Here is a 25007-nt window from a genome sequence, read left to right on the forward strand (position 1 = left end):
TCAACATCTGGCAAGCCTGAACGTGAATTTAGATATATCTTTTTTATTTCGTAAATCGCAGGCAAAAAAAAGCGCTGAATAATCAGCGCTTTTGATGAGATAAAGAAACAGGCTTATTTGGCGTCGGCGAGCACTTTGCTGACGATTTCTACCGCTTCTTTCTCGATTTGCTCACGATGTTCTGCACCGAGGAAGCTTTCACAATAGATTTTGTACGCTTCTTCTGTACCGGACGGACGTGCCGCGAACCAGCCGTTTTTGGTCATCACTTTCAGACCGCCGATCGACGCGCCGTTGCCCGGTGCGTTAGTCAGACGGGCGGTGATCGGGTCACCGGCCAGCGTATCCGCTTTCACCTGTTCAGGGGAAAGTTTAGACAGCGCGGCTTTCTGGGCGTGAGTCGCAGGCGCCTGGATACGGTTGTAGCTTGGCGCACCAAAGCGGGCGGCCAGCTCGTTGTAATGTTCCTGCGGATTCTTGCCGGTCACCGCGGTAATTTCCGCAGCCAGCAGGCACATGATGATGCCGTCTTTGTCAGTTGACCACGGCGTGCCGTCAAAACGCAGGAAAGAAGCCCCTGCGCTTTCTTCGCCACCAAAACCGAAGCTGCCGTCAAACAGACCATCGACGAACCATTTGAAACCGACCGGGACTTCGACCAGTTTGCGGCCTAAATCTTCAACAACGCGGTCAATCATTGCGCTTGAGACCAGCGTTTTACCGACGGCGACGTCTTTGCCCCACTGTGGACGATGCTGGAACAGGTACTGAATCGCCACGGCCAGATAATGGTTAGGGTTCATCAGACCAGCAGGCGTCACGATACCGTGGCGGTCGTAGTCAGGGTCATTGGCGAAGGCCAGATCGAATTTATCACGCAGTGCCAGCAAACCGGCCATTGCGGATTCAGACGAGCAGTCCATACGGATCACACCGTCGTGGTCGAGATGCATGAAACGGAAAGTCTGATCGACGTGATCGTTCACCAGCGTCAGATCCAGTTTGTAATGCTCAGCAATGCGCTTCCAGTATTCAATACCGGAGCCACCGAGCGGATCCACACCCAGTTTCAGACCGGCTTTCTGAATCGCGGCCATGTCGACGATTTCAGTCAGGCCTTCGATAAACGGCTGAACCAAATCCTGTTCAGTCAGATGACCACTTTTCCACGTCTGATCCAGAGACTGACGCTTCACACCAGCGAGTTTCGCCGCCAGCAGTGCATTAGCGCGTTTCTCGATAACCGAGGTCAGATTAGTATCTGCCGGGCCGCCGTTGGTCGGGTTATATTTAATGCCGCCATCTTCCGGTGGGTTGTGCGACGGGGTGATGACGATGCCATCAGCCAGTGCGCCGCCCTTGCGGTTATGGGTCAGGATCGCGTGAGACACCGCCGGAGTGGGGGTGAAACCGTTGTCTTCCTGCACAATGACGTCAACGCCGTTGGCCGTCAGCACTTCCAGCACGGAGATAAATGCCGGTTCGGACAGCGCATGGGTATCTTTCCCCACGTAGCACGGACCGGTAGTGCCCTGCTCTTTGCGCACTTCGGCGATCGCCTGAGCAATTGCCAGAATGTGCGCTTCATTAAAGCTGTGACGCAACGAACTACCGCGATGGCCGGACGTGCCGAATTTCACCGCATGCGCGGTGTTTTGTGGGTCCGGTTGCAGAACGTAATATTGTGACGTTAACTGCGCCACATTAATCAAATCGCTTTGCTGAGCAGGTTGCCCTGCACGGGGGTGATTAGCCACTGGCGCTTCTCCCTGACGCTGAAATTAGAGGGTGCCGCACACTTTGTCAGTCAGTTCCGCCGGGAACTGCATGAGCTGCATGATGTGTTCGATCATGCTGCGTTTGCGACCTGTGTTGGTATTCGTGATAACCCAATACGGCGTTCCGGGAACGTGTTTAGGCTTGGTATGGATGCCGTTTTGCAGCAGCGTTTGCTGGTCACCGGCAAAATAAGTGCGCGTGCGGCCGGTCAAAGAGTCGGTCGCAGCAGCAAATTCTTTCGCGTTCAGGCTGTACAAGGTCGACAGAATCAGCATAAAGCGATTCACCGCTTTGGTCTGCTCGGCGTATTCATCGGAAAGCAGCAGTTCGCGAACGGCGCGGACTTTATCACGCGACGTCGGTGCCGCAGCGGCAGCCGGTTTTTCCTGAACAACGGTGCCCGGGATGTTAGCCGCTGGCGCGGCAGGTGCGGTCTGACCGGCAGTAAACTTCAACATACGGCGCAGAATATCAGACGCACTTTCACCGATAGCTTGTGTGTGGCTGGCAATGTAGCGGTAGAGTTCTTCGTCAACCTCAATAGTTTTCATCTTTATCCAGTACTGTTTTTCTACTTAATTTGTTCAAAAGGATTATACAAATTTCTACGCGTTTACAAACAGGGAATCGTGCCGCGAAGCAAAAAGCAGCATTATTACCTTTCGCTGCATGCTGGCCCCGGCCTGTTGTTCTCCACGTAGTAAAATCCCGCTCAGGCATCTGGCAGAAAACTTTCTGTTTTAAAAATTATCCGCCACTCATGATAACCTAATGAGATTGTTTATCTGTATGAACTTCGCCATGAAATTACATTATCGCCTGCAAGAACCTGAAGTCTCTGGAAGCACAGCCCTGCCGGTTTTGTTAATCCACGGTTTGTTCGGAACCCTTGATAATCTGGGCGTTCTGGCCCGCGACCTGAAACAACAGCATAGAGTGTTGCAGGTAGATTTGCGAAATCACGGTCAGTCCGGACGCTCGGATGAGATGTCTTACGCCGCGATGGCGCAGGATTTAGTGGAGACGTTAGAAGAAGTCGGTTTCCAAAAAATCATCGTTATCGGCCACTCCATGGGGGGAAAAGCCGCGATGGCGCTGACGGCGCTTATCCCGGACCGCATCGAAAAGCTGATCGCCATTGATATCGCACCGGTGGATTATCACACCCGCCGTCACGACGAAATTTTTGCCGCGATTAATGCCGTGACCACCGCCGGAGTACGCGATCGCACGTCTGCCACCGCCTGCATGCAAGAGCATATAAAGGAAGATGGCGTGATCCAGTTCCTGCTCAAATCCTTCCAGCAGGGAGAATGGCGTTTCAACGTGCCGGTTTTGATGAGTGAGTACGATACGATTATCGGCTGGGAGAATGTGCCCGCGTGGGATCACCCGGCCTTATTCATTCGCGGCGGCCTGTCGCCGTATGTGCAGGACGCCTACCGTGAAGATATTGCCCGCCAGTTCCCGCAGGCAAAAGCCTATGTGGTCGCCGGAACCGGTCACTGGGTTCACGCGGAAAAACCTGACGCCGTGCTACGCGCTGTGCATCGTTTCATCGATTCGCCTGAGGTTTAACATCCTGGGGATAAATTGTGCAAAAAGTCTGCACAACTTCAGAAGTTATCATGAAATCAGGGCAATCAGGCGTTGTGAACTCCTGGCGCGCTAGGGTATGATTGCGCGCTATAATTTTGCCGCCCCGTTTCGCTCAGGTCGAGTGGCGGGGGGTGAATTGGGTCAGGGTTTCTTAGCCCGAAATGTGTGAAACGCTCGTCAGGAATCGGCTTGCCGTTTTCCGATGTAAAAACTTCCCTGGTTGTACCGCTACCTATGGCAAAAGAACAACTGGATCGCACGACGATTGATCTGTTCGCAGATGACCGCCGTCCGGGGCGTCCAAAAACAAATCCGCTATCCCGTGATGAACAGCTCAGGATCAACAAGCGCAACCAGTTACGCCGCGATAAAGCGAGCGGCCTGCGTCGTGTCGAGCTGAAAATGAACGCCGATGCTGTTGATACACTCAATAAGCTGGCAGAAGAACGCAATATCAGCCGGAGCGAATTGATTGAAGAGATGCTGCTGGCGCATCTTAACGGTCATGAAGGCTGATTAAAAACGGGTAACCTTTTCAGGCTACCCGTTTGTTTTTCTACTTATACTGCTCAACGTGTCCCTTCACTGCATTACTCAGAACGTTTCCCAGTTTTCCGAACTTTTCGCAGAAATCATGCCCGTATCCGGTCGTAACAACGGCGCAGAAATCATTCCCGCAGGTTTTGACCCGACGCGCGTGACGCTGTCTCGTAGTTTGAACGTCGCAACGGCGTTATTGAGCAATGCGGCCTGCTCTTCCAGAGAAACGGCGGCCTGAGATGCCTGTTCCACCAGCGCGGCATTTTGCTGGGTGACGCTGTCCATCTGCGTGACGGCCACAGCGACCTGGCTGATGCCTTTGCTTTGCTCATCGGAGGCAGACGCGATTTCCGCCATGATGTCGGTGACATGCGTAATCGAGCGCACCACTTCGTTCATGGTCTGACCGGCGTTCTCCACCAGTTTGGATCCGCTGTCAACGCGGGAAACCGATTCGCTGATGAGCTGCTCAATCTCCTTCGCGGCCTGCGCGCTGCGCTGTGCCAGATTACGCACTTCGCTGGCGACCACGGCAAATCCGCGCCCCTGTTCACCTGCGCGCGCGGCTTCTACCGCAGCGTTCAGCGCCAGAATGTTGGTCTGGAAGGCAATGCTGTTGATGACCGAGGTTATCTCAGCAATTTTCTTCGAGCTGCCGGAAATATCTTTCATGGTACTGACAACGTCGGCCACAATGTTGCCGCCTTTGCGGGCGGTGCCAGACGCTTCAATCACCAGCTGGCTGGCGTGATGGGCGTTGTCGGCGTTATGTTTCACCGTTGCGGTCAGCTCTTCCATGCTGGCTGCCGTTTCTTCCAGCGCCGAGGCCTGCTCTTCCGTACGGGAAGAGAGATCGTTATTGCCGGCAGAAATTTCGGACGCTCCCTGATAAATGTTGTTGGTACAGTTGCGGATGGTTTGAACCGTGTTCACCAGGCTGGCTTGCATGATGTTGAGTAACGGGATCAGCTTACCGGCACAGTTTTTACCAAACTCTTCCATTTGATTTGTCAGATCACCGCTGGCAATCAGTGCAAACTGATCGCGGATCTTATCCAGCGGTTTCACCAGCGCCATAACAAGATAGCGGTCAGTCAGCAGCAGAATAATCAGACCAATGATGAACGCTGTAATCTGAATCACTTTGCTGACGTAGGTCAGATGGTTAGATTCCGTTTGCGCCGCGCTGAAGTCCACGGCAATCTGGCCGCTGACTTTTTGCATTGCCGCGCCAAAATCACGGCTCAGCGGCGGAACGGTGGTGTTCGCTAACTGATTGTAGACATCGATATTTTTGTTGCTGGCAGCCTCAAACAACGGGTTGACGCCCTGGGCGACAAGACTTTCCCAGCTGGCAAGCAACTCCTGAACCGCAGATTCTTCCAGGCCCGGATGTGGCGCAGCTTTAAATCCCGCCAAAGCCTGAGTCAGGCCATCGAGAGACTGTTTTGCGCTATCAAAAATTTCCGGCCCTTTGGTCGGATCGGCCTGAAGCTGCGAGACGGCACGGCTCAAACGGGTGACGGTACGAAAATACTGATCATTTCCTTTGCTGATCAGCGCCATGTTGTTGACGAGTTCGGAACTGTTCCTGGTGTTTTGGGTCAGTGTGTTAAGCGAGCTGACGGTGTAAAGCGATACACCGGCCCACATGACGCAAAAAACGCCAAGAATGGCTAATAAAGCGGTCCTGATGGTAATGTTTTTCAAAAACTGCACGATATGCCTCTCTCGAAACATGACTGTTTCTGGTCTGAGGATTGAGGGGGATGCGGAGAATCAAGACATGTAACCAGCGGGCGGGTGCCTCTGGACATGTTTGAACACCTCTCCGGGCATCGATTTCTTTATTATGTTGAGATTGCTCTCGCATCATCTATCGGCTGAGCGTGCTTAAACTTAAGGAGTGCGTCGGACTATTTCTTCACTTTGCTTTTAACCTCAATACCTTTGAGGTTAAACACAGACATTCAAAAGACACGAAGGCGATAACACTTAAAAAGTTTGGCCGATAAACTTATTCGTCAGTTAAGAAGGCGCGCAGAAGCATATTCTCCGCCACGCGAGTTTGCTATTATCAGCGTTATTATTGCCTGCAATGTAGGGCTTATCATTGAGAACAAGAGGTTAGACATCTTATGGCCGTAGTAGGAATCTTCTTTGGATCCGATACAGGTAACACCGAAAACATCGCAAAAATGATCCAGAAACAACTGGGTAAAGATGTTGCTGAGGTGCATGACATTGCGAAGAGCAGCAAAGAGGATCTGGAAAAATTCGATATTTTGCTGATCGGTATTCCAACCTGGTATTACGGTGAAGCCCAGTGTGACTGGGATGACTTCTTCCCTAGCCTGGAAGAGATCGACTTCGAAGGTAAGCTGGTTGCGCTGTTTGGCTGTGGCGATCAGGAAGACTATGCAGAATATTTCTGTGACGCACTGGGCACCGTGCGCGACATCATTGAGCCACGCGGCGCGGTGATTGTGGGTCACTGGCCAACCGAAGGCTACCACTTCGAAGCCTCAAAAGGTCTGGCCGATGATAAACACTTCATCGGACTGGCGATTGACGAAGACCGTCAGCCTGAATTAACCAATGAGCGCGTTGATGCGTGGGTTAAGCAAATTACAGAAGAATTGAGCCTTTCAGAAATTATTGGCTAAAAACCCTGTTGGCCCTGAGGATTTATTCTACAATTGAAGGGCCAAACTATTACTGAAATTAACAATTTAGCCACAACAAAATTGTTACTTTCCGTAGTATCAAGGTACACTGAGTTCATCTGTTTTTTCTATCGATCAAGTCGTTGCATTATCTGGTGTGACTGGCATTTAGTGATCTTTATTAACAGGCAATCGTTTAGGGGATCGGCACACTTCCGTTAAACGAAGGATCCTAAACGAACAATTTTGTGCCGCTGATGCCACAGGCTCCATGCCTCAACTTGATTAGCACATAGTAACAGGACTGAATCCGCATGACTGACAACAACACCGCACTGAAGAAAGCCGGCTTAAAAGTCACGCTTCCGCGCCTTAAAATCCTGGAAGTGCTGCAAGCGCCGGAAGGTCATCACGTGAGTGCGGAAGATCTGTACAAACAACTGATTGATATGGGTGAAGAGATTGGTCTGGCGACGGTTTACCGCGTTTTGAACCAGTTTGATGACGCCGGTATCGTGACCCGTCATAACTTCGAAGGCGGCAAATCCGTATTCGAACTGACCCAGCAACATCACCACGACCACCTGATCTGCTTAGATTGTGGCCGCGTGATTGAATTCCGCGACGAATATATCGAAGGTCGTCAGCGTGAAATCGCTAAGAAACATGGCATCAAACTGACCAACCACAGCCTGTACCTGTACGGTCACTGTGAAGCAGGCGATTGCCGCGAAGATGATTCTTTGCACAATGATAAACCCGCGCAGTAATCTGCCCGGTTCGGCGAAGTTGCCGTCAACGTAAAGACTTAACTAACCGCTGAAAAGCGGTTTTTTTTGGCCTACGCGATGAACATCAGATGTAAAAAACCCCGGAAAACCGGGGTTTTGTTTTTTAGCCTCAGGCGGTTTCGCTTAAAGCTTATCTGTCACCGGCTCTGCACGGCTGAAGCGTTTACCATCCGCAGACGCGGAGCGTACCCAGACGTCACCGGTGATTTGCGGTTTTTGAACATCATCATAACGCTGCCATTGCTTGCCACCGTCGACGGAATACTCTATCGCCAGCCCGGGCAGCGACGTATTCGCCTGAAGTTTTCCGCCGTTCACCTGCGCGCCCGGCACAGGCAGACGATAAGCAACGCCTGCCGCATCCATTTTCGGTAACTCTCGCTGCCCCATCAGGTTGGCGAAGCGCAGCCAGTCGGTGTGCAGTGCTTTGGTATCGACGTGATGAGTTTTACCACCGGCGAATTCGCGTCCTGCCTTATAATCCATTTCCCAGTTTGCCCGGTGCCAGGCACGTTCTGCCAGCGGCAACAGTCGCGGATAGATCATGTATTCCATCCGGTCATCGGTACGCACCACTTCGCTCCACAGTTGTGCGGAAATCCCGTACGCGCCCGGCCAGGGTTTGTCACTTTTCGCCTCGAAAGCGTTACCGTCACGATCGACAGAGGTTTCAGCATTCTGCGGCAGGTTATCCGGTGCGAAGCTGAAAACTTTCGCTTCATCGCTGTAACGTGTACCCCAATAGAACCCCTTTTCCAGCGGAGTCACTTCGTACGGGAAGTCGAAGTAAACGTAATCCGGATTCGAAATTGTCACTTCGAAGCCTTTGTTCGCCCAATCGTTTACTGAGTCGAAACCGCCCCAATAGAGCGTATCCCAGAAGTTTACGCCGATACGTTTAGTGGCGAAGGAACTGGCATCTCTGGCATCTTTCAGGCCGTCCTGCCATGCCTGCATTCTTTCGATACCGTGGGCATTCACCAGCTTGCTGACTTCCATTGCGAAGTAACTTGGCAGATGCTCAACGTCCGCGACTTTGCCGGAAGAAATCATTGCCTGACAGACCTGTGACTGCGCCCAGGGTTTATCCTGCTTGCTCAGATCAATCACGCCTTTTGCCGGATCGATCTTACCGTTTTTATCCTGATAGCCCGGACCGAGGAAGATGTTTTTCGCCTCGTCACCGCCAAAATGCCAGGTGCTGAGCGGCTGTCCGGCCTCTTTGTGCATTTGGGCGATTTCGCCAATCACTTTATCTGCAAAGCGTTTGGACGATTCCATACAAGGGTTCAGATACCCGTGGCGATCATAGAACTGGACGCCGGTAGTATTTGAGGTGTCAGTCGGATCCAGCAGGCGGAACTCATTGGCTTCTTCCTCTTTACCCGCCGCATGCAGTTTTCGGTAACGCGCCTCCATTGAAATCACCGCCGCACGGGCGTGCGCAGGCATGTCGATTTCCGGGATCACGTTGATCTGACGCGCATTGGCGTACTTCACAATCTCGATGTAATCGGCACGGGAGAAATGCCCGCTGCCGTTGTTGTCCGAATCCGGGCCAGAACCCAACTGCGGCAACAGGCATTTGGTTTCAGTCAGGTCGTGACAGCGTTTACTGCCGATATCCGTGAGCTCCGGCAAGCCAGGGATCTCGATGCGCCAGCCCTCATCATCGCTAAGATGGAAGTGGAAAGTATTCAGTTTGTATGCGGACATCTGGTCGAGTAATCGCAGAACCGCGGCTTTAGAATGGAAGTTGCGGCCAACGTCGAGGAACATCGCGCGGTATTCAAAACGCGGTGCATCTTTGGCGTCCAGGCTGGCGATTTTTTTACTGCCATCGGCAGGCACTAAAGAAAGAATCGACTGTAAACCGTAGAACACGCCGGCCTGATCGAAACCGGTAACCTGTGCACCCTTCTCACCAATATTGAGAATATACGCGCCTTCAGTCGCCTGCTTTCCGCTGAATTTGTCTTTCTCAATGCGCGTAGTGATCGGATAGCCTTTGGCATTTTCAGTGATGCCCAGCAGCGCAAAGCGTTCGGTCACCGCGATCGCCGCCGGTTTGGCCAGCGCGCTCAGATCGAGTGCCACGCCGCCTGCCAGCGACACATCTTTCGCATGAATTTTCACTTCCAGCGGTGTCGGAATAATTTGCCCGCGCAAGGTCGCCGCAGGCAGTACTTTCAGCTCGTCATTTTTCACATAACGGCTGACCGGCGTCATCAGAACGTTTTTGTCATCCGCCGTGCGCTTCCACTGGTCGCCCTTAAACGGCGTGACGAACTGATGCAAATCTTCGGTATCGGTGTTCGCCAGCACTTTTGGCTGGGCATTTGACGATGTCGCATACCAGCGCGGGATCAGATCGGTTTCAAACAGTTGCCAGTATTCGCCGACCACCGGAATGCTGACCGACTGATTGGCCGGGAAGCCTTTGAATTTGTTGGTCGGCTCGATTTTATGCAGGTCGCCGGTCACGCGGGTGATGGTGAACTGATCGTTATCGACTTTCAAAATACGGCGAACGTTGTGAAAATAAATCGCCCAGTCGTTGCCTTCGATCGCCTCACCGGCATTGGTCAGGGTGATGATGGCCGTGTTGCAGGATGCCCAGTCGGCGCCCAGCAGGCTGCAATCCGTACCGTGCGCACCGGCCTGATTATCCTGTAATGCATAATTCACTTTCAGCTGGCTAAGCTGGTCTGCCAGCTGCTGATCGGCATTCGCCGCAGACATACCGCCAAGCATCCCGCCCATCAGCGTCGCTGCTGCCAGTGCGTTGAGTCTGAATTTATTCATCTTCAACCTCATCCTTAATTCGTTGGTTTAGGGGAATTATTCGCTCGGATTTCCTGCCAGATTTTGCCGCAGTCGTCGGCGTAAGCCTGGCCGTCACCGGTTTTACGCGCGGTCAGGCAGCGCTGGTAATCCACCACACGCACCGTTTCCTGTTCGGCAAATTGCTTGTGTGCTTTTTCCTGTTTAAGGACGTCCAGTACAGTCCGGCACGAGGCTATTTTATCCGGCGATCCTTCCGCCTTATTGATACAGGCGCTGTAGGCCTCACGCAGTTTGGTGTCTTCTTTTTGCGCCGTTGTCGGAGCACAACCAGCCAACAGAACGGAAGTAACAACGATCATCAGTAATTTATTCATCGACATGGCGACCTCAGAAAATAGTGAATGGAGCGATAACGATGAATTTGACGTCTTTTTCATCCTGGAAGATGTTGCCGTAACCACCGCCCCAGCTCGGAATATCCGAATGGTTGTCGTACTGGGTGTAATGCAGTTTGAACAGCGTGCCTTTGGCTCGACCTTCCTGAATGGTGTACAGCGCATCCAGACTCCAGGCGCTCTCTTTCAGGCGCTGGCTCTGGTCATAAGCCGCGTTAGTGCTTGGCTTGGCGTCCCAGGCGTAAACGTAAGAACCGCCCACCGCGAAGCCCGGCAGATCCCATTTGGCCAGATCGTATAACACCCCGGCATAGACTGCTTTTTCACCATTGGCGTTGAAGTCAGAACGGTTATCCCACCACACATCAAGACGGCCGTTGGATGAGGAATAAGTCGGTGTCATACGCTGCAGGAAATATCCCTGATTCCCTTCTGCCTTAACCATCGTTCCTTCAAGACGCCAGTTGAACTGACCCGTGGTGTAGCCGAATGTCAGCGCCTGCAACCATGCGAGGCCGTCATACAAACTGTTCGGATCGTTCTTGTCGCTGATACGGTCTTGTGCACCGTAGAACTGGTAGCTGGTGGTCAGCGGATTGCCCAGCAGATCGACCTTATAGGACGCTTTGGCAAAGTACTGATCGACGTAGCTTTCCGCTTCGCCATAGGCCGCTTCGAGGACGAAATCATTTTTAAAATCATATTTCGCGCCGAGGGAGTGAATGTAGGAGACACCGGTTTTCTTGTCATTCTGGCGGAAATCATCCATTTCCAGATGCCACGGAGATTTATATTCGTCCGCCCACATGTAGGAGAAGCTCAGCTCGCCCGGTTCGCCGAAATCATGTTTATAACCGGCTTCCGCGCCGCGATAGGTACCCGGCATGAAGCTCCAGTGCGGCGCGATCAGCGTCTGCCCGGTAGGCTGGATATAACCCGCGTGCCCCCAGAAACCGCCATATTTAAATTTACCTGCGGCTTTGTACAGACTGACCCCGCCCTTATCGCCGGAGTAATCTTCGTCGTAGGCGTGGTTTTTGGAAGAGAAAGCGATTTCGTTCGGGTGGCCGCTGTCGCTGGCTTCAGCCAGCTCAATCGCAGTAAAAGCTGCGACGTCGATACCGAACATATCCCACGCATAACCGGAGGAGAAATCCAGATTCAGGTTGGCGGTGGAGTGAGAAAGGTTAGTGGCGTACTTATCGTAATCAGGGTTGTTGACCGTGACTTTCGAGCCGTCAGGTCGGGTTTCTTCTTTGGTCTTGTTCAGATCTTTGCGGTCACGTTCACGTTGCCAGTAGTAAACTCCGCCAGTCAGCGTGGAATCATCAATAAAGCCTTCCGCTCTGACTTCTTTAGAAAATATCATTCCGCCACCCAGTAAGGTGCCGGCCAGAGTGTACATCACAGGTTTCAGATAAGCCGATCCCCTGCCCCGGTTAAGGTGCTTGTGCATAGAAATTCCTCGTTTTGACTAAAAAAGATGGTGCAAAACCCAAACGGGTATTAAAAGCGGCCGCCAGCGGCGTAACCGTAAAAAGCAGAGTAAGAGTATTTTTCGCGACGCGAATTATCAATGAGTAATTAATCATTGTTCTCTGAAATATGACAAAGTGCACATAAAGATGAAAAAGTGTAACAGAAACGGCACGGAAGGAATTAAACAGGTGGAAAAGAGTAAAGCCATTAATATTCATGATATTAAATAAAATAACCACACACTTTACACGTTTCAGCATTCATAAAGTGGTTAAATCAAGGAGCTAAAAAGTGACCATCAAAAACACATTAATTCGTGATGAAAATCAAATACACCTTTTTACAGGCATAAAAAAACGCAGCCGAAGCTGCGTTGAGTCAGACGTGATATTTCAGTCAGGCGACGGGTTTGCTTTCCCAGGTCTCGCGCAGGCCGACGGTGCGGTTGAACACCAGGTGCTCAGCGCTTGAATAGCGGCTGTCGGCACAGAAGTAACCTTCACGTTCGAACTGCACACTGACTTCTGCCTGAGCAGCGGCCAGAGACGGTTCAACGAAGCCCTGTGCAATGACCAAAGATTCCGGGTTGATGGTGGTCAGGAAATCTTCAGCCTGGCCCGGATTCGCAACGCTGAACAGACGGTCATACAGGCGGAATTCTGCCGGTTTACCTTCTGAAGCTGAAACCCAGTGGATCACACCTTTCACCTTGCGGCCATCGGCAGGATCTTTGCTCAGCGTTTCAATATCGTAAGAACAGAAGATGGTGGTGATGTTACCTTCCGCGTCTTTCTCGATACGTTCCGCTTTGATCACATAAGCATTACGCAGGCGAACTTCTTTGCCCAGCACCAGACGTTTGTACTGCTTGTTCGCTTCTTCGCGGAAATCAGCCTGGTCGATGTAAATCTCACGGGTGAACGGTACTTCGCGGGTGCCCATCTCCGGTTTGCTCGGATGATTCGGCATTTTCACCATCTGCACGTCATCACCGGTGAAGTTCTCAATGACAACTTTAACCGGGTTAATAACGGCCATGGCGCGCGGTGCGTTTTCGTTCAGATCGTCACGGATACAGGATTCCAGCGCCATCATTTCGACGTTGTTGTCCTGCTTGGTCACGCCGATACGACGGCAGAATTCGCGAATAGACGCAGCGGTATAACCACGGCGACGCAGACCGGACACCGTCGGCATACGCGGGTCGTCCCAGCCTTCGACAATCTTATCCGTCACCAGCAGGTTCAGCTTACGCTTGGACATGATGGAGTATTCAAGATTCAGACGAGAGAACTCATACTGACGCGGATGGCATGGAATAGTGATGTTATCCAGCACCCAGTCGTACAGCCGGCGGTTGTCCTGGAATTCCAGCGTACACAGTGAATGGGTGATCCCTTCCAGCGCATCGGAAATGCAGTGGGTGAAATCGTACATCGGGTAGATGCACCATTTTGTGCCGGTCTGATGATGTTCGGCAAACTTAATACGGTAGATGACCGGATCGCGCATCACAAAGAATGGCGATGCCATATCGATTTTGGCACGCAGGCAGGCTGCACCTTCGGCGAATTCGCCGTTACGCATTTTTTCGAACAGCGCGATATTTTCTTCCACGCTGCGATCGCGGTACGGGCTGTTTTTGCCCGGCGCAGTCAGCGAGCCACGGTATTCGCGGATTTGATCGGGAGACAGTTCATCAACGTACGCCAGGCCTTTGTTGATAAGCTCCAGCGCGTATGCGTGCAGTTGATCGAAATAGTCTGACGAGTAGTGAATATCACCGCTCCAGTCGAAGCCCAGCCACTGGACGTCGTGTTTGATCGACTCAACGAACTCAATGTCTTCTTTTGCCGGGTTAGTATCGTCAAAACGCAGATTGCACTGACCCTGGTAGTCTTGCGCAATGCCGAAATTCAGGCAGATAGACTTCGCATGGCCGATATGCAAATAGCCATTAGGCTCAGGCGGGAAACGGGTGTGAACGGTATTGTGTTTCCCGGTCGCCAGATCTTCATCAATAATCTGACGGATAAAATTTGTTGGGCGGGCTTCAGCCTCACTCATTGTGCAATTCCTCTACGCAACATTGACTCTACGGATAACCGCTTATGTTCCAACAAGCCACGTCGGGAAACAACCGTTAGTTGCATAAAATCGTGGTTATCCCTTTGCGGGCTGTCCGAAAACAATAAAAAACGGGAAGAGATCGCTCTCTTCCCGTTCTGACTGTCTTTTTTAAAACAGTGCTTTCTGAAACTGCTTCACTCAGACAAAAAGATTATTTGCCCTGAATGTCGAACAGTTTGGTCTGGCCGGCCACCACGGAACCGCTCGCCAGAGAAACAACACCGGTGTAATCATCGATATTGCTGACCACAACCGGGCTTATCATTGAGCGCGCATTGGCGTTCAGATAGTCCAGATCCAGTTCCAGAACAGGCTGACCGGCAGTCACCGTCGCGCCTTCTTCGACCAGGCGGGTAAAGCCCTTACCATTGAGCGTGACGGTATCAATCCCCATGTGAACCACAATTTCAGCACCAGAAACGGTTTCCAGACAGAAGGCATGATTGGTATTGAAGATTTTAACAATAGTCCCCGCAGCAGGCGAGACCACGGTTTTACCGGTCGGACGGATCGCAACGCCGTCGCCGACAGCTTTGCTGGCGAAGGCTTCATCAGGCACTTGATCCAGCGCCACAACATCACCCGTTACCGGAGACACCAGCGTCTCCACCACGGTTTTCATCGTGTTTGGCACTGCCTGAGGGGCCGTTTTGGTGGTCACTACCGGCGCAGCCGTTGCCACACCTGCTGCGACCGGGCCACGTGCAATCACTTTCTTCATAGCATCTGCCAGAGATTCGGCTTTTGCACCAACGATAACCTGAATGCTTTGTTTATTCAGACGAACGATGCCGGATGCGCCAAGGCGTTTACACGCGGCATCATCCACGGTGCCGGCATCTTTCACGTTCAGACGCAGACGGGTAATACAGGCATCAATCCCTTTGAAGTTGTCAGAACCTCCCAGTGCACCGATGTAACTCAGCGCCAGCTGGTTCAGGCCTTCTTCGGTATTACTGTTCGCTTCCGGCGCGCCCATGTTTTCAATGTCGTCTTCACGACCCGGCGTTTTCAGATTGAACATGCGGATAATCACGCTGAACAGAACGAAGTAGATGATGAAGAACACAACGCCCATCACCAGCAACATCCACACGTTTTTACTTGCCGCCGGCAGGTTGTACATCAACGCATAGTCGATAGCACCCGCAGAGAAGGAGAAGCCTGCGTGAATACCCAGAGCCGTTGCGACGTACAGGCTGATCCCGGTCAGGATGGCGTGCACTAAATAAAGCAGCGGAGCGAGGAACATGAACAGGAATTCTAATGGCTCAGTTACACCTGTCAGGAATGCAGTCACCGCTACGGAAACCAGCATACCACCGACCAATGGACGACGTTCTTTAGGCGCTGCGAAGTACATGGCAAATGCCGCACCTGGCAGACCGAACATCATAATTGGGAAGAAGCCGGACATGAACATCCCCGCCGTGCCGTCACCCGCGTAGAAGCGGTTGATGTCACCGTGGAACACGGTACCGGCAGCGTTGGTGAAATCACCAATCTGGAACCATGCGATGGTGTTCAGTACCTGGTGCAGACCGGTTGGGATCAACAGACGGTTAACGAAACCGAAGATGCCCGCTCCGAATGCGCCAGCGCCCACGATCCACTCACCACCGGCACGGATTGCATCCTGCACCGGAGGCCAGACGTAACCGAAGATAGCGGCCAGAACCAGACAGAAGAAGCCGGTTGCGATAGGAACGAAACGTTTCCCACCGAAGAAGCTCAGGAAGTCAGGCAGTTTGATGTCAGACCAGCGGTTGTAAACCATACCGCCGACCAGACCAGTGATGATACCCGCCAGCACACCCATATTAACGGCCGGGTTGATGGTGATCATCGCTTTGGTCAGGATGAAGTAACCGATACCGCCGGCTAATGCAGCCGCACCCGCGTTGTCTTTAGACCAGCTCGACGCCACACCGATAGCGAAGATTAATGCGAGGTTATCAAAAATCCCGCCACCGGCTTGCGCGATGAAAGGCATGTTAAGAAGATCAGGCTGTCCGAAGCGCAGCAATAACGCAGCGACCGGTAGTACGGCTATCGGCAGCTGAAGCGCTCTGCCTAAACGCTGAAAGAATCCAAGAATATTCACATTTCCCCCTATCCGCCGTCAGGCGAATCACCTAAGTAGTTTAATTAGTATGGTTACTACCTTTACTGTTAACCGTTCCGATTTAACCGACTGCACTGCGAGTGTAAAAAGATTATTTCGTATCGCAAATTAAAACCTCTCTTTTTGTGATAATTGTCACCAAAAAGAGGTGATAACATGCCATCAGACTGGTCAACACACAAAACTTATTTTATTATTAAAAAAATCTAGACGGTATTGTGCCATCCATAAACTTTCACGGTGGTTTACGCTTAACAAGACCGCCTTTGAATCGAAGAACTTTGCTTTAGCTTTGTCTACGTATATCCGAAGTCATTCGTTACGACTAAGGGTATAAACAGTATATTCAATATTCTGAAACTAGAGGTACGTGATGAGACTGATTCCTTTAAACACCACCACTGAAGTTGGCAAATGGGCTGCACGACATATCGTTGAACGTATCAATGCCTTCAAACCGACTGCCGAACGTCCTTTCATTCTGGGCCTTCCTACCGGTGGTACCCCACTTGAAGCTTACAAACACCTTATCGCCATGCATAAAGCAGGCCAGGTTAGCTTCAAAAACGTCGTAACCTTTAACATGGATGAATATGTTGGCCTGCCACAGGAACACCCTGAGAGCTATCATACCTTCATGTACAAAAACTTCTTTGATCACGTTGATATTCCAAGCGAAAACATCAACCTGCTAAATGGTAATGCGCCAGATATTGACGAAGAATGTCGTCAGTACGAAGCAAAAATTAAATCCTACGGCAAAATTAACCTGTTCATGGGTGGCGTGGGCAACGACGGTCACATTGCTTTCAACGAACCTGCTTCTTCGCTGGCTTCCCGTACGCGTATCAAAACGCTGACGCACGAAACCCGTATCGCGAACTCCCGTTTCTTCGACAACGATGTGTCTCAGGTGCCAAAATACGCCCTGACCGTTGGCGTGGGTACGCTGCTGGATGCAGAAGAAGTGATGATTCTGGTTACCGGTCACGCGAAAGCGCAGGCTCTGGAAGCGGCGGTTGAAGGCAACATTAACCACATGTGGACCATCAGCTGTCTGCAACTGCACGCTAAAGCCGTGATGGTATGTGACGAACCGTCCACCATGGAACTGAAAGTCAAAACTGTTAAATATTTCCGCGAGTTAGAAGCGGAAAATATGAAAAATCTTTAATTTAACTGAATCCCCAAAATCATTTGAGTCGCAGCTGTGATGGCTGCGGCTCGAAAGATGAAGGGGAATGGGGGCATGATGTACGCTTTAATTAACTGCCGGATTTATACCGGTCACGACGTTTTGGATAACCACGCAGTCGTGATTGCCGATGGCAAAATCGAACGTGTCTGTCCGGTCAGCGAGCTGCCGGCAAATGTGGAAACCCGCAGTCTGGACGGTGCCATTCTTGCCCCCGGATTTATCGATCTGCAACTGAACGGTTGCGGTGGCGTGCAGTTCAACGATTCTCTGGAAGCTATTTCCATAGAAACGTTAGAAATCATGCAGAAAGCCAACGAAAAATCCGGCTGTACCAGTTACCTGCCGACGCTTATCACCTGTAGCGATGACTACATGAAACACGGTATCAGCGTCATGCGCACTTATCTGGAAAAATATCCAAATCAGGCGCTGGGTCTGCACCTCGAAGGGCCATATCTGAGCCCGGTGAAAAAAGGCACCCACAATCCGGCCTTTATCCGCCTGCCAGACAGCGCGATGATTGATTTTCTGTGTGCCAACGCCGAGGTGATTACCCAACTCACCCTCGCGCCCGAGCAGGTCGATGCAAATTACATTCGCCAGCTGCGTGATGCGGGCATTGTGGTGTCAGCAGGCCATTCCAACTCAACGTATGAGCAGGCGCGCGCAGGTTTTGCCGCCGGAATCTCCTTTGCTACGCACCTTTATAATGCAATGCCGGCCATTACCGGCCGCCAGCCTGGCCTGATTGGTGCAATTTTTGATACGCCAGAAGTCTATACCGGTGTCATCGCCGACGGTCTGCACGTGGACTGGGCGAATATCCGCAACGCGAAAAAGCTTAAAGGCGACAAGCTGGTACTGGTCACCGATGCTACCGCGCCAGCGGGGGCAAATATTGATGAGTTCATTTTTGCCGGTAAAACAATATACTACCGTGATGGACTCTGTGTGGACGAGAACGGAACACTGAGCGGCTCGGCGCTGACAATGATTGAAGCGGTACAAAACAGCGTCGAACATGTCGGGATCGCGTTGGATGAAACATTGCGTATGGCATCGCTTTATCCGGCACGTGCGATTGGTTTCGATGACCGATTAGGCAGCATCGAAGCAGGTAAAGTCGCCAACCTCACCGCGTTCACTCATGATTTTAAAATCACAAAAACTATCGTTAACGGTGACGAAGTTTAATTGAGCGGATAAAAGTATTGATGACAACTGGCGGACAGCAGGCACAAATCGGCAACGTTGATCTGGTTAAGCAGTTAAACGGCGCGGCGGTTTACCGCCTGATTGATCAGCAGGGGCCCATATCGCGCATTCAGATCGCCGACGTGAGCCAGCTCGCGCCCGCCAGTGTTACCAAAATCACCCGACAGTTACTTGAGCGCGGCCTGATTAAAGAGGTGGAACAACAGGCGTCCACCGGGGGCCGTCGCGCCATATCTATCATCACCGAAGCCCGCCCGTTTCATACCATTGCTGTCCGTCTGGGTCGCCATGACGCAACCATCACGCTCTATGATCTGAGCGCTAAATCACTGGCCGAACAACATTACGCCCTGCCGGAACGCACTCAGGAAACGCTGGAGAACGCACTGTTTGAGTCGATCGCGCAATTTATCGAGCTGAATCAACGCAAAATTCGCGAGCTCATTGCCATTTCCGTCATCCTTCCTGGCTTAGTCGATCCGAATAAAGGCATCGTTCGCTACATGCCGCATATCAGCGTCGGTGCGTGGAAGTTAGTGGATGCACTGGAAGCCCGGTTCAAAGTGACCAGTTTCGTTGGCCACGATATTCGAAGTCTGGCTCTCGCCGAGCACTACTTCGGTGCAACCCGCGACTGTCAGGATTCTATTTTGGTTCGTTTACATCGCGGAACGGGTGCCGGGATTATCGTTAACGGACAGATATTCCTTGGCAGTAACGGCAACGTCGGTGAGATCGGACACATTCAGATAGACCCGTTGGGCGAGCGCTGCCATTGCGGGAATTTCGGTTGTCTGGAAACCGTCGCTGCCAACGCCGCCATTGAAAATCGCGTGCGTCATCTCCTGACCCAGGGCTATGCCAGCAAGCTCAGCCTCAATGACTGTTCGATTACCGCTATTTGCAAAGCGGCAAACCGCCATGATGCGCTGGCCACGGAAGTCATCGATCACGTCGGGCGCCAGTTGGGTAAAGCGGTATCTATTGCCATCAACTTGTTTAACCCGCAGAAAGTGGTGATCGCCGGTGAAATTACCGAAGCCGATAAAGTGCTGCTGCCTGCCATTCAGAACTGTATCAATGCGCAGGTGCTGAAGGATTTCCGCCGTAATTTGCCGGTGGTGACCTCGGAACTGAATCATCGGTCGGCGATTGGCGCCTTTGCGCTGGTTAAACGCGCGATGCTCAATGGTGTTCTTTTACAGCGTCTGCTGGAAAATTAAGACGTGCTATAGTCTTTGGCTGCCAGAAATGGAGCTGGAAAAGTGGGTTTAGAAATCATGACGATAAAGAATGTAATCTGTGACATTGATGGCGTGCTGTTGCACGACAACACCGCAGTACCCGGCGCAGACAAATTTCTCGCCCGTATTCAGGAACAGGGAATGCCTCTGGTCATTCTCACTAACTACCCTTCCCAGACCGCGCAAGATCTGGCAAACCGCTTCAGCGCAGCAGGTCTGGATGTGCCGGAAAGTGCCTTCTTTACCTCGGCAATGGCCACCGCTGATTTCCTGAAACGTCAGGAAGGCAAGAAAGCCTACGTCGTTGGCGAAGGTGCGCTGATCCACGAATTATATAAAGCCGGTTTCACCATTACCGACATCAATCCTGACTTTGTGATTGTTGGCGAAACCCGCTCTTATAACTGGGACATGATCCATAAAGCAGCGTTCTTCGTCGCCAACGGTGCGCGCTTTATCGCCACGAATCCGGATAACCACGGCCACGGATTTACCCCGGCCTGTGGCGCGCTGTGTGCCCCTATCGAAAAAATCACTGGCCGCAAACCCTTTTATGTCGGTAAACCGAGCCCGTGGATCATCCGCTCTGCCCTCAATAAAATGCAGGCGCATTCTGATGGCACGGTGATTGTCGGCGACAATTTGCGTACTGATATTTTGGCCGGTTTTCAGGCGGGTTTAGAAACCATTCTGGTGCTGTCCGGCGTTTCCACACTGAACGATATTGAGGGGATGCCTTTTCGCCCGACGTGGATTTATCCTTCGGTTGCCGATATAGACATCATTTAATGTCGTGTGTTAAGTCTTTGAAAACGAGTCAGGACGCCTGTTCTGGCTCGTTTTTTTTCATCTTATTGATTGTTTTATATCCACTTTCCTGTTTTTTTGTTGCCATCTCAATTTTTCGCAATATAAATGACGATTCATCAATAAATCCATCATTAAACTGATAATTCGCTAAAGATCTTCGCCCCAGAACATACTATTTCTCATAAGAGTGTTAAACCGCTTGCACAGCATGGGGGTTTTGACGCATTTTCATAGTCAGCAACGCAACATCGCCAGACTAAAACAGAAAGAACGGCAACGTTGACCCTCATAAAAATGACAGCCAGAGAAACGTTAGGGAGAAAGACTTATGTGTTCAATTTTCGGTGTGCTCGATATTAAAACTGACTCCGTCGAGCTGCGCAAAAAAGCGCTGGAACTTTCGCGCCTGATGCGCCACCGCGGACCAGACTGGTCCGGCGTATTTGCCAGCGATAAAGCGATTTTATCTCACGAGCGTCTGTCGATTGTCGACGTCAACAACGGCGCGCAACCGCTGTACAACGCAGCACATACCCACGTTCTGGCCGTTAACGGTGAAATCTACAACCATCAGGCACTGCGCGCTGAATTAGGCGACAAGTATGAATTCCAGACTGCCTCTGACTGCGAAGTCATTCTGGCGCTGTATCAGGAAAAAGGTCACGACTTCCTCGATGGGCTGCAAGGCATGTTCGCCTTCATTTTGTATGACACAGAAAAAGATGCATACCTGATTGGCCGTGATCATCTGGGCATCATCCCGCTGTACATGGGCTACGACGAACACGGCAACATGTATGTGGCTTCCGAAATGAAAGCGCTGGTGCCGGTTTGCCGCACCATCAAAGAGTTCCCGGCAGGCAGCTATCTGTGGAGCCAAGACGGCGAAATCCGCGAATATTACCACCGCGACTGGTTCGATTATGACAATGTTAAAGACAACGTCACTGATGCTAAAGCACTGAAAGACGCGCTGGAAGAGTCCGTAAAAAGCCACCTGATGTCCGATGTGCCTTACGGCGTACTGCTCTCCGGTGGTCTGGATTCCTCGGTGATTTCTGCGATTACCAAGAAATTTGCCGGTCGCCGCATCGAAGATAAAGATCAAAGCGAAGCCTGGTGGCCGCAGCTTCACTCCTTTGCCGTCGGTCTGGAAGGTTCTCCGGATTTGCGCGCTGCACAGGAAGTCGCCACGCATTTAGGTACCGTGCACCATGAAATTCATTTCACCGTGCAGGAAGGTCTGGACGCTATCCGCGATGTGATTTACCACATCGAAACGTACGACGTGACCACTATTCGCGCCTCAACGCCGATGTATCTGATGTCTCGTAAAATCAAAGCAATGGGCATCAAAATGGTGTTATCCGGCGAAGGTGCCGATGAAGTGCTGGGCGGTTACCTGTACTTCCATAAAGCACCAAACGCCAAAGAATTCCATGAAGAAACCGTGCGTAAACTGCTGGCACTGCATATGTATGACTGCGCGCGTGCCAACAAAGCGATGTCAGCATGGGGCGTGGAAGCGCGCGTACCGTTCCTGGACAAAAAATTCCTCGACGTGGCTATGCGCCTGAACCCGAAAGACAAAATGTGTGGCAACGGCAAGATGGAAAAACATATCCTGCGTGAATGTTTCGAGTCTTATTTACCCCACAGCGTCGCATGGCGTCAGAAAGAACAGTTCTCCGACGGCGTGGGCTACAGTTGGATCGATACGTTAAAAGAAGTGGCGTCTCAGCAGATCACCGATCAACAGCTCGAAACGGCGCATTTCCGTTTCCCGTACAACACGCCAACGTCTAAAGAAGGCTATCTGTACCGCACGATCTTTGAAGAGCTGTTCCCGGTACCAAGCGCCGCAGAATGCGTCCCTGGCGGTCCTTCAGTGGCCTGTTCTTCAGCGAAAGCGATCGAGTGGGATGAAGCGTTTAAAAACATGGATGACCCTTCCGGCCGTGCGGTAGGCGTTCATCAGTCTGCTTATAAATAACCGATTGTCGGATTAATCTCTTTCTCATAAATGGGCCTCTTTAGGTCCATTTTTTTATGTGTAAAGCCAGTAAAAATAATGTCTTTTGCCCAATTAATCACCAGAGTGGTTATAAGCCAGACAAATGGACGCCATCAGGGCTTTTTCTCCAAAAAAGGTGTTGACGCAAATCGGTCATATACGCATAATGCGCCCCGCAACGCCGATGAAGGTAGCGCGAAAAAAGATGGCTACGTAGCTCAGTTGGTTAGAGCACATCACTCATAATGATGGGGTCACAGGTTCGAATCCCGTCGTAGCCACCATCTTTTTGCGGGAGTGGCGAAATTGGTAGACGCACTAGATTTAGGTTCTAGCGCCGCAAGGTGTGCGAGTTCAAGTCTCGCCTCCCGCACCATTTCCAGACATCGGTAGCACAGTTGGGGTATCGCCAAGCGGTAAGGCACTGGTTTTTGATACCAGCATTCCCAGGTTCGAATCCTGGTACCCCAGCCATTTCTTTCCTCGTCATATTTTTGATATGTGAGTGAAGAAAACCCAGTTTGAAGAAGTTGTACTGTTGGGGTATCGCCAAGCGGTAAGGCACTGGTTTTTGATACCAGCATTCCCTGGTTCGAATCCAGGTACCCCAGCCATACTTCTCTCTTTTAATTGGTAAGCACTTGAAATTTATTATTAAGTTAGTTAAATTAGTGCTTGAAGTTTTGAAGTAAATCAGTAAAATTTGGCTACGTAGCTCAGCTGGTTAGAGCACATCACTCATAATGATGGGGTCACAGGTTCAAATCCCGTCGTAGCCACCATTTTACAACTGAGCGTTTTAAGCAGGTTGTAGAAAGAAGTAAGAAATACCATTGGGGTGTCGCCAAGCGGTAAGGCTCTGGTTTCTGATACCAGCATACCCAGGTTCGAATCCTGGCACCCCAGCCACATTAGAAAGGCCCGAATATATTCGGGCCTTTTGCTTTTCTGCTATTTAAAAACAGATTCAAAAGGCTGATCGTTTTTTAACGTCAGCCTTTTTTCATTAAATCCCCAGTGCGTATTTTAATGCTCTGGTTTTCAGACCACCTGCCCGCTCAGCAGTCATCAGCGCCAGATTACGCAACACTTTTACCGGCGCTAAATCATTGCTGAAAGCGGTATAAAACAAGTCCATTCCGCTTTGCATCATCAAATTATCCAGACGGCGCTGGCGCTGATAGCGCAGCAACACGCGCTCACTGCCCCACGCTTCGCCGCCCTCTCGCGCTTTTTCAAGCACCGACAGCAACGCGTCGACATCCCGGTAACCGAGATTTACGCCCTGTCCGGCCAGCGGATTAATGGTATGTGCCGCATCGCCCACCAGCGCCAGCCCCGGTAAGACATAACGCTGCGCATGACGCCGGACCAGCGGGAAAGCGCCCGAAGACAACGCGGTGACCTTCCCAAGCCGTGCCGGAAATGCCTGCATGACTTCGGTGGTCAGTTGTTTCATGCTCAGTGTTTGCAGATAACGGATACGCTGCGGGCTGTCGTACCAGACCAGCGATGCCTGATGGTCAAACAGCGGCAAAAATGCACGCGGGCCTGAAGGGAAAAATTGCTGCCAGGTGACATCCTGATCTGGCGTTTCGGTCTCGACGTTAATCAGCATACAGTTCTGCCGGTATTGCCAGCCATCCACGCCGATCCCTGCCAACTGGCGCACCAGCGAATTCGCACCATCGGCGGCGACCACCAACTGCGTGTGCAGCAGTTCACCCGTCGTCAGCTGAAGCGACCAGGTTTTGTCGTCATGCTGTAAAAGATGGCGCAGTTTGGCCGGGCAAAAGCGGGTCAGATTTGAGAAACCATCAAATTGCTGCCATAGCGCCCGCTGGAGCACGCGGTTCTCGACCATGAATCCCAGCTCCGGCAGCCCGAGTGATTGCGCATCAAACTTTACTTCGGAACCATCGACCTCCCAGGTTTCCAGCCGACGGTATGGCACAGAGCGCATTTGCTCAACAGCTGGCCATGCGCCAAGTTTCCTGAGAAAACGCACCGACGCGCAGCCAATAGCGGAAATTCTTAAATCAGCGGACGCTGACGGGTCAAACACGGCAGGCTCTTCATTCTCGATTAATGCCACTTCAAGCCCCTGCTGCGCAAGTCCCAGAGCCGCAGCGGCGCCTACCATGCCACCGCCGACGATCACGGCATCAAATAACTTCTCAGAATTATTCATTTTATTCCGGCTTTTTATTCAGTTCATTAAACAAAGTGTACCGG

The 25007-nt window shown here is 51.5% G+C and carries 18 protein-coding genes and 6 tRNA genes; 15 read left to right on the forward strand and 9 right to left on the reverse strand.

Translation table 11 applies throughout. The annotated features are described in order from the left end of the window. Positions 1–113: 113 nt before the first annotated feature. The gene (pgm, locus tag AC0Z7K_RS02950; protein ID WP_485612713.1) at positions 114–1757 is read right to left on the reverse strand and encodes a phosphoglucomutase (alpha-D-glucose-1,6-bisphosphate-dependent); all 1644 of its coding nucleotides are present in this window, start codon (positions 1755–1757) and stop codon (positions 114–116) included. A gap of 24 nt (positions 1758–1781) precedes the next feature. Then, entirely contained in the window at positions 1782–2330 is a 549-nt protein-coding gene (seqA, locus tag AC0Z7K_RS02955) for a replication initiation negative regulator SeqA (RefSeq protein WP_413528244.1), read from the reverse strand. A 238-nt stretch (positions 2331–2568) separates the two neighbouring features. Here seqA and ybfF point away from each other — a divergent pair, with 238 nt between their 5' ends. Together ybfF and ybfE are read left to right on the forward strand one after the other, a co-directional pair. After that, a complete protein-coding gene (gene ybfF, locus AC0Z7K_RS02960) occupies positions 2569–3357 on the forward strand; it encodes an esterase (RefSeq protein ID WP_485612877.1) in 789 nt (262 codons plus the stop codon). A gap of 255 nt (positions 3358–3612) precedes the next feature. Further along, the gene (ybfE, locus tag AC0Z7K_RS02965; RefSeq protein ID WP_056772022.1) at positions 3613–3894 is read left to right on the forward strand and encodes a LexA regulated protein; all 282 of its coding nucleotides are present in this window, start codon (positions 3613–3615) and stop codon (positions 3892–3894) included. A 78-nt stretch (positions 3895–3972) separates the two neighbouring features. On the opposite strand, the gene AC0Z7K_RS02970 is transcribed toward ybfE, so the two are convergent. Continuing rightward, on the reverse strand, positions 3973–5637 hold the full coding sequence (locus AC0Z7K_RS02970; RefSeq protein ID WP_413528242.1) for a methyl-accepting chemotaxis protein: 1665 nt from the start codon (positions 5635–5637) through the stop codon (positions 3973–3975). Between the two features lie 419 nt (positions 5638–6056). Here AC0Z7K_RS02970 and fldA point away from each other — a divergent pair, with 419 nt between their 5' ends. Both fldA and fur read left to right on the forward strand, forming a co-directional pair. Next, positions 6057–6584, forward strand: coding sequence for a flavodoxin FldA (fldA, locus tag AC0Z7K_RS02975; protein WP_056771565.1), 528 nt, complete (start codon positions 6057–6059; stop codon positions 6582–6584). Positions 6585–6898: 314 nt separating this feature from the next. Beyond that, complete coding sequence (gene fur / locus AC0Z7K_RS02980; protein ID WP_013576469.1) at positions 6899–7354, forward strand: ferric iron uptake transcriptional regulator; 456 nt, start codon at positions 6899–6901, stop codon at positions 7352–7354. A gap of 144 nt (positions 7355–7498) precedes the next feature. Here fur and AC0Z7K_RS02985 read toward each other — a convergent pair whose 3' ends face one another. The 5 genes from AC0Z7K_RS02985 to nagE form a co-directional block, all read right to left on the reverse strand. Continuing rightward, positions 7499–10180: a beta-N-acetylhexosaminidase gene (locus AC0Z7K_RS02985; protein WP_485612716.1), complete on the reverse strand. Its 2682-nt coding sequence runs from the start codon at positions 10178–10180 to the stop codon at positions 7499–7501. Between the two features lie 14 nt (positions 10181–10194). Beyond that, on the reverse strand, positions 10195–10536 hold the full coding sequence (gene chiQ / locus AC0Z7K_RS02990) for a ChiQ/YbfN family lipoprotein (RefSeq protein ID WP_485612878.1): 342 nt from the start codon (positions 10534–10536) through the stop codon (positions 10195–10197). A gap of 13 nt (positions 10537–10549) precedes the next feature. After that, a complete protein-coding gene (gene chiP, locus AC0Z7K_RS02995; RefSeq protein WP_485612718.1) occupies positions 10550–12013 on the reverse strand; it encodes a chitoporin ChiP in 1464 nt (487 codons plus the stop codon). 419 nt (positions 12014–12432) lie between these two features. Next, a complete protein-coding gene (gene glnS / locus AC0Z7K_RS03000) occupies positions 12433–14103 on the reverse strand; it encodes a glutamine--tRNA ligase (protein WP_485612720.1) in 1671 nt (556 codons plus the stop codon). Positions 14104–14317: 214 nt separating this feature from the next. Beyond that, on the reverse strand, positions 14318–16270 hold the full coding sequence (gene nagE / locus AC0Z7K_RS03005; protein ID WP_413528237.1) for a PTS N-acetyl glucosamine transporter subunit IIABC: 1953 nt from the start codon (positions 16268–16270) through the stop codon (positions 14318–14320). A gap of 394 nt (positions 16271–16664) precedes the next feature. Between nagE and nagB the strand changes: the two genes are divergently transcribed. The 11 genes from nagB to AC0Z7K_RS03060 all read left to right on the forward strand — a co-directional run bounded on the left by nagB (position 16665) and on the right by AC0Z7K_RS03060 (position 23681). After that, a complete protein-coding gene (nagB, locus tag AC0Z7K_RS03010) occupies positions 16665–17465 on the forward strand; it encodes a glucosamine-6-phosphate deaminase (RefSeq protein ID WP_112169006.1) in 801 nt (266 codons plus the stop codon). 78 nt (positions 17466–17543) lie between these two features. Beyond that, positions 17544–18683, forward strand: a complete 1140-nt coding sequence (gene nagA, locus AC0Z7K_RS03015) for an N-acetylglucosamine-6-phosphate deacetylase (RefSeq protein ID WP_485612879.1) — start codon at positions 17544–17546, stop codon at positions 18681–18683. A gap of 20 nt (positions 18684–18703) precedes the next feature. Then, positions 18704–19927 carry a DNA-binding transcriptional regulator NagC gene (nagC, locus tag AC0Z7K_RS03020; RefSeq protein ID WP_485612722.1) on the forward strand — a complete coding sequence of 408 codons (1224 nt, stop codon included), beginning with the start codon at positions 18704–18706 and terminating at the stop codon, positions 19925–19927. A 57-nt stretch (positions 19928–19984) separates the two neighbouring features. Then, positions 19985–20737: an HAD-IIA family hydrolase gene (locus tag AC0Z7K_RS03025; protein WP_112169008.1), complete on the forward strand. Its 753-nt coding sequence runs from the start codon at positions 19985–19987 to the stop codon at positions 20735–20737. A 349-nt stretch (positions 20738–21086) separates the two neighbouring features. Then, positions 21087–22751: an asparagine synthase B gene (asnB, locus tag AC0Z7K_RS03030; protein WP_485612724.1), complete on the forward strand. Its 1665-nt coding sequence runs from the start codon at positions 21087–21089 to the stop codon at positions 22749–22751. Positions 22752–22979: 228 nt separating this feature from the next. Beyond that, positions 22980–23056, forward strand: a tRNA-Met gene (locus tag AC0Z7K_RS03035). Between the two features lie 7 nt (positions 23057–23063). After that, positions 23064–23148: transfer RNA gene (locus AC0Z7K_RS03040), tRNA-Leu, on the forward strand. Between the two features lie 23 nt (positions 23149–23171). Continuing rightward, positions 23172–23246 (forward strand) — tRNA-Gln (locus tag AC0Z7K_RS03045). A gap of 65 nt (positions 23247–23311) precedes the next feature. After that, positions 23312–23386: transfer RNA gene (locus tag AC0Z7K_RS03050), tRNA-Gln, on the forward strand. Between the two features lie 91 nt (positions 23387–23477). Next, a tRNA-Met gene (locus tag AC0Z7K_RS03055) sits at positions 23478–23554 on the forward strand. Positions 23555–23606: 52 nt separating this feature from the next. Beyond that, positions 23607–23681: transfer RNA gene (locus AC0Z7K_RS03060), tRNA-Gln, on the forward strand. 97 nt (positions 23682–23778) lie between these two features. Here AC0Z7K_RS03060 and ubiF read toward each other — a convergent pair. After that, positions 23779–24963, reverse strand: a complete 1185-nt coding sequence (gene ubiF, locus AC0Z7K_RS03065) for a 3-demethoxyubiquinol 3-hydroxylase (protein ID WP_485612725.1) — start codon at positions 24961–24963, stop codon at positions 23779–23781. Between the last annotated feature and the right edge of the window lie 44 nt (positions 24964–25007).

It is taken from the genome of Rahnella sp. 1L-D-7-B-C2 (assembly GCF_057290995.1).

Excerpts from the sequence above, each read along its gene's own strand:
- seqA (WP_413528244.1), bottom strand. The coding sequence starts at position 2,330 with ATGAAAACTATTGAGGTTGACGAAGAACTCTACCGCTACATTGCCAGC.
- ybfF (WP_485612877.1), top strand. The coding sequence starts at position 2,569 with ATGAACTTCGCCATGAAATTACATTATCGCCTGCAAGAACCTGAAGTC.
- ybfE (WP_056772022.1), top strand. The coding sequence starts at position 3,613 with ATGGCAAAAGAACAACTGGATCGCACGACGATTGATCTGTTCGCAGAT.
- fldA (WP_056771565.1), top strand. The coding sequence starts at position 6,057 with ATGGCCGTAGTAGGAATCTTCTTTGGATCCGATACAGGTAACACCGAA.
- fur (WP_013576469.1), top strand. The coding sequence starts at position 6,899 with ATGACTGACAACAACACCGCACTGAAGAAAGCCGGCTTAAAAGTCACG.
- AC0Z7K_RS02985 (WP_485612716.1), bottom strand. The coding sequence starts at position 10,180 with ATGAATAAATTCAGACTCAACGCACTGGCAGCAGCGACGCTGATGGGC.
- chiQ (WP_485612878.1), bottom strand. The coding sequence starts at position 10,536 with ATGAATAAATTACTGATGATCGTTGTTACTTCCGTTCTGTTGGCTGGT.
- chiP (WP_485612718.1), bottom strand. The coding sequence starts at position 12,013 with ATGCACAAGCACCTTAACCGGGGCAGGGGATCGGCTTATCTGAAACCT.
- glnS (WP_485612720.1), bottom strand. The coding sequence starts at position 14,103 with ATGAGTGAGGCTGAAGCCCGCCCAACAAATTTTATCCGTCAGATTATT.
- nagB (WP_112169006.1), top strand. The coding sequence starts at position 16,665 with ATGAGACTGATTCCTTTAAACACCACCACTGAAGTTGGCAAATGGGCT.
- nagA (WP_485612879.1), top strand. The coding sequence starts at position 17,544 with ATGTACGCTTTAATTAACTGCCGGATTTATACCGGTCACGACGTTTTG.
- nagC (WP_485612722.1), top strand. The coding sequence starts at position 18,704 with ATGACAACTGGCGGACAGCAGGCACAAATCGGCAACGTTGATCTGGTT.
- AC0Z7K_RS03025 (WP_112169008.1), top strand. The coding sequence starts at position 19,985 with ATGACGATAAAGAATGTAATCTGTGACATTGATGGCGTGCTGTTGCAC.
- asnB (WP_485612724.1), top strand. The coding sequence starts at position 21,087 with ATGTGTTCAATTTTCGGTGTGCTCGATATTAAAACTGACTCCGTCGAG.
- ubiF (WP_485612725.1), bottom strand. The coding sequence starts at position 24,963 with ATGAATAATTCTGAGAAGTTATTTGATGCCGTGATCGTCGGCGGTGGC.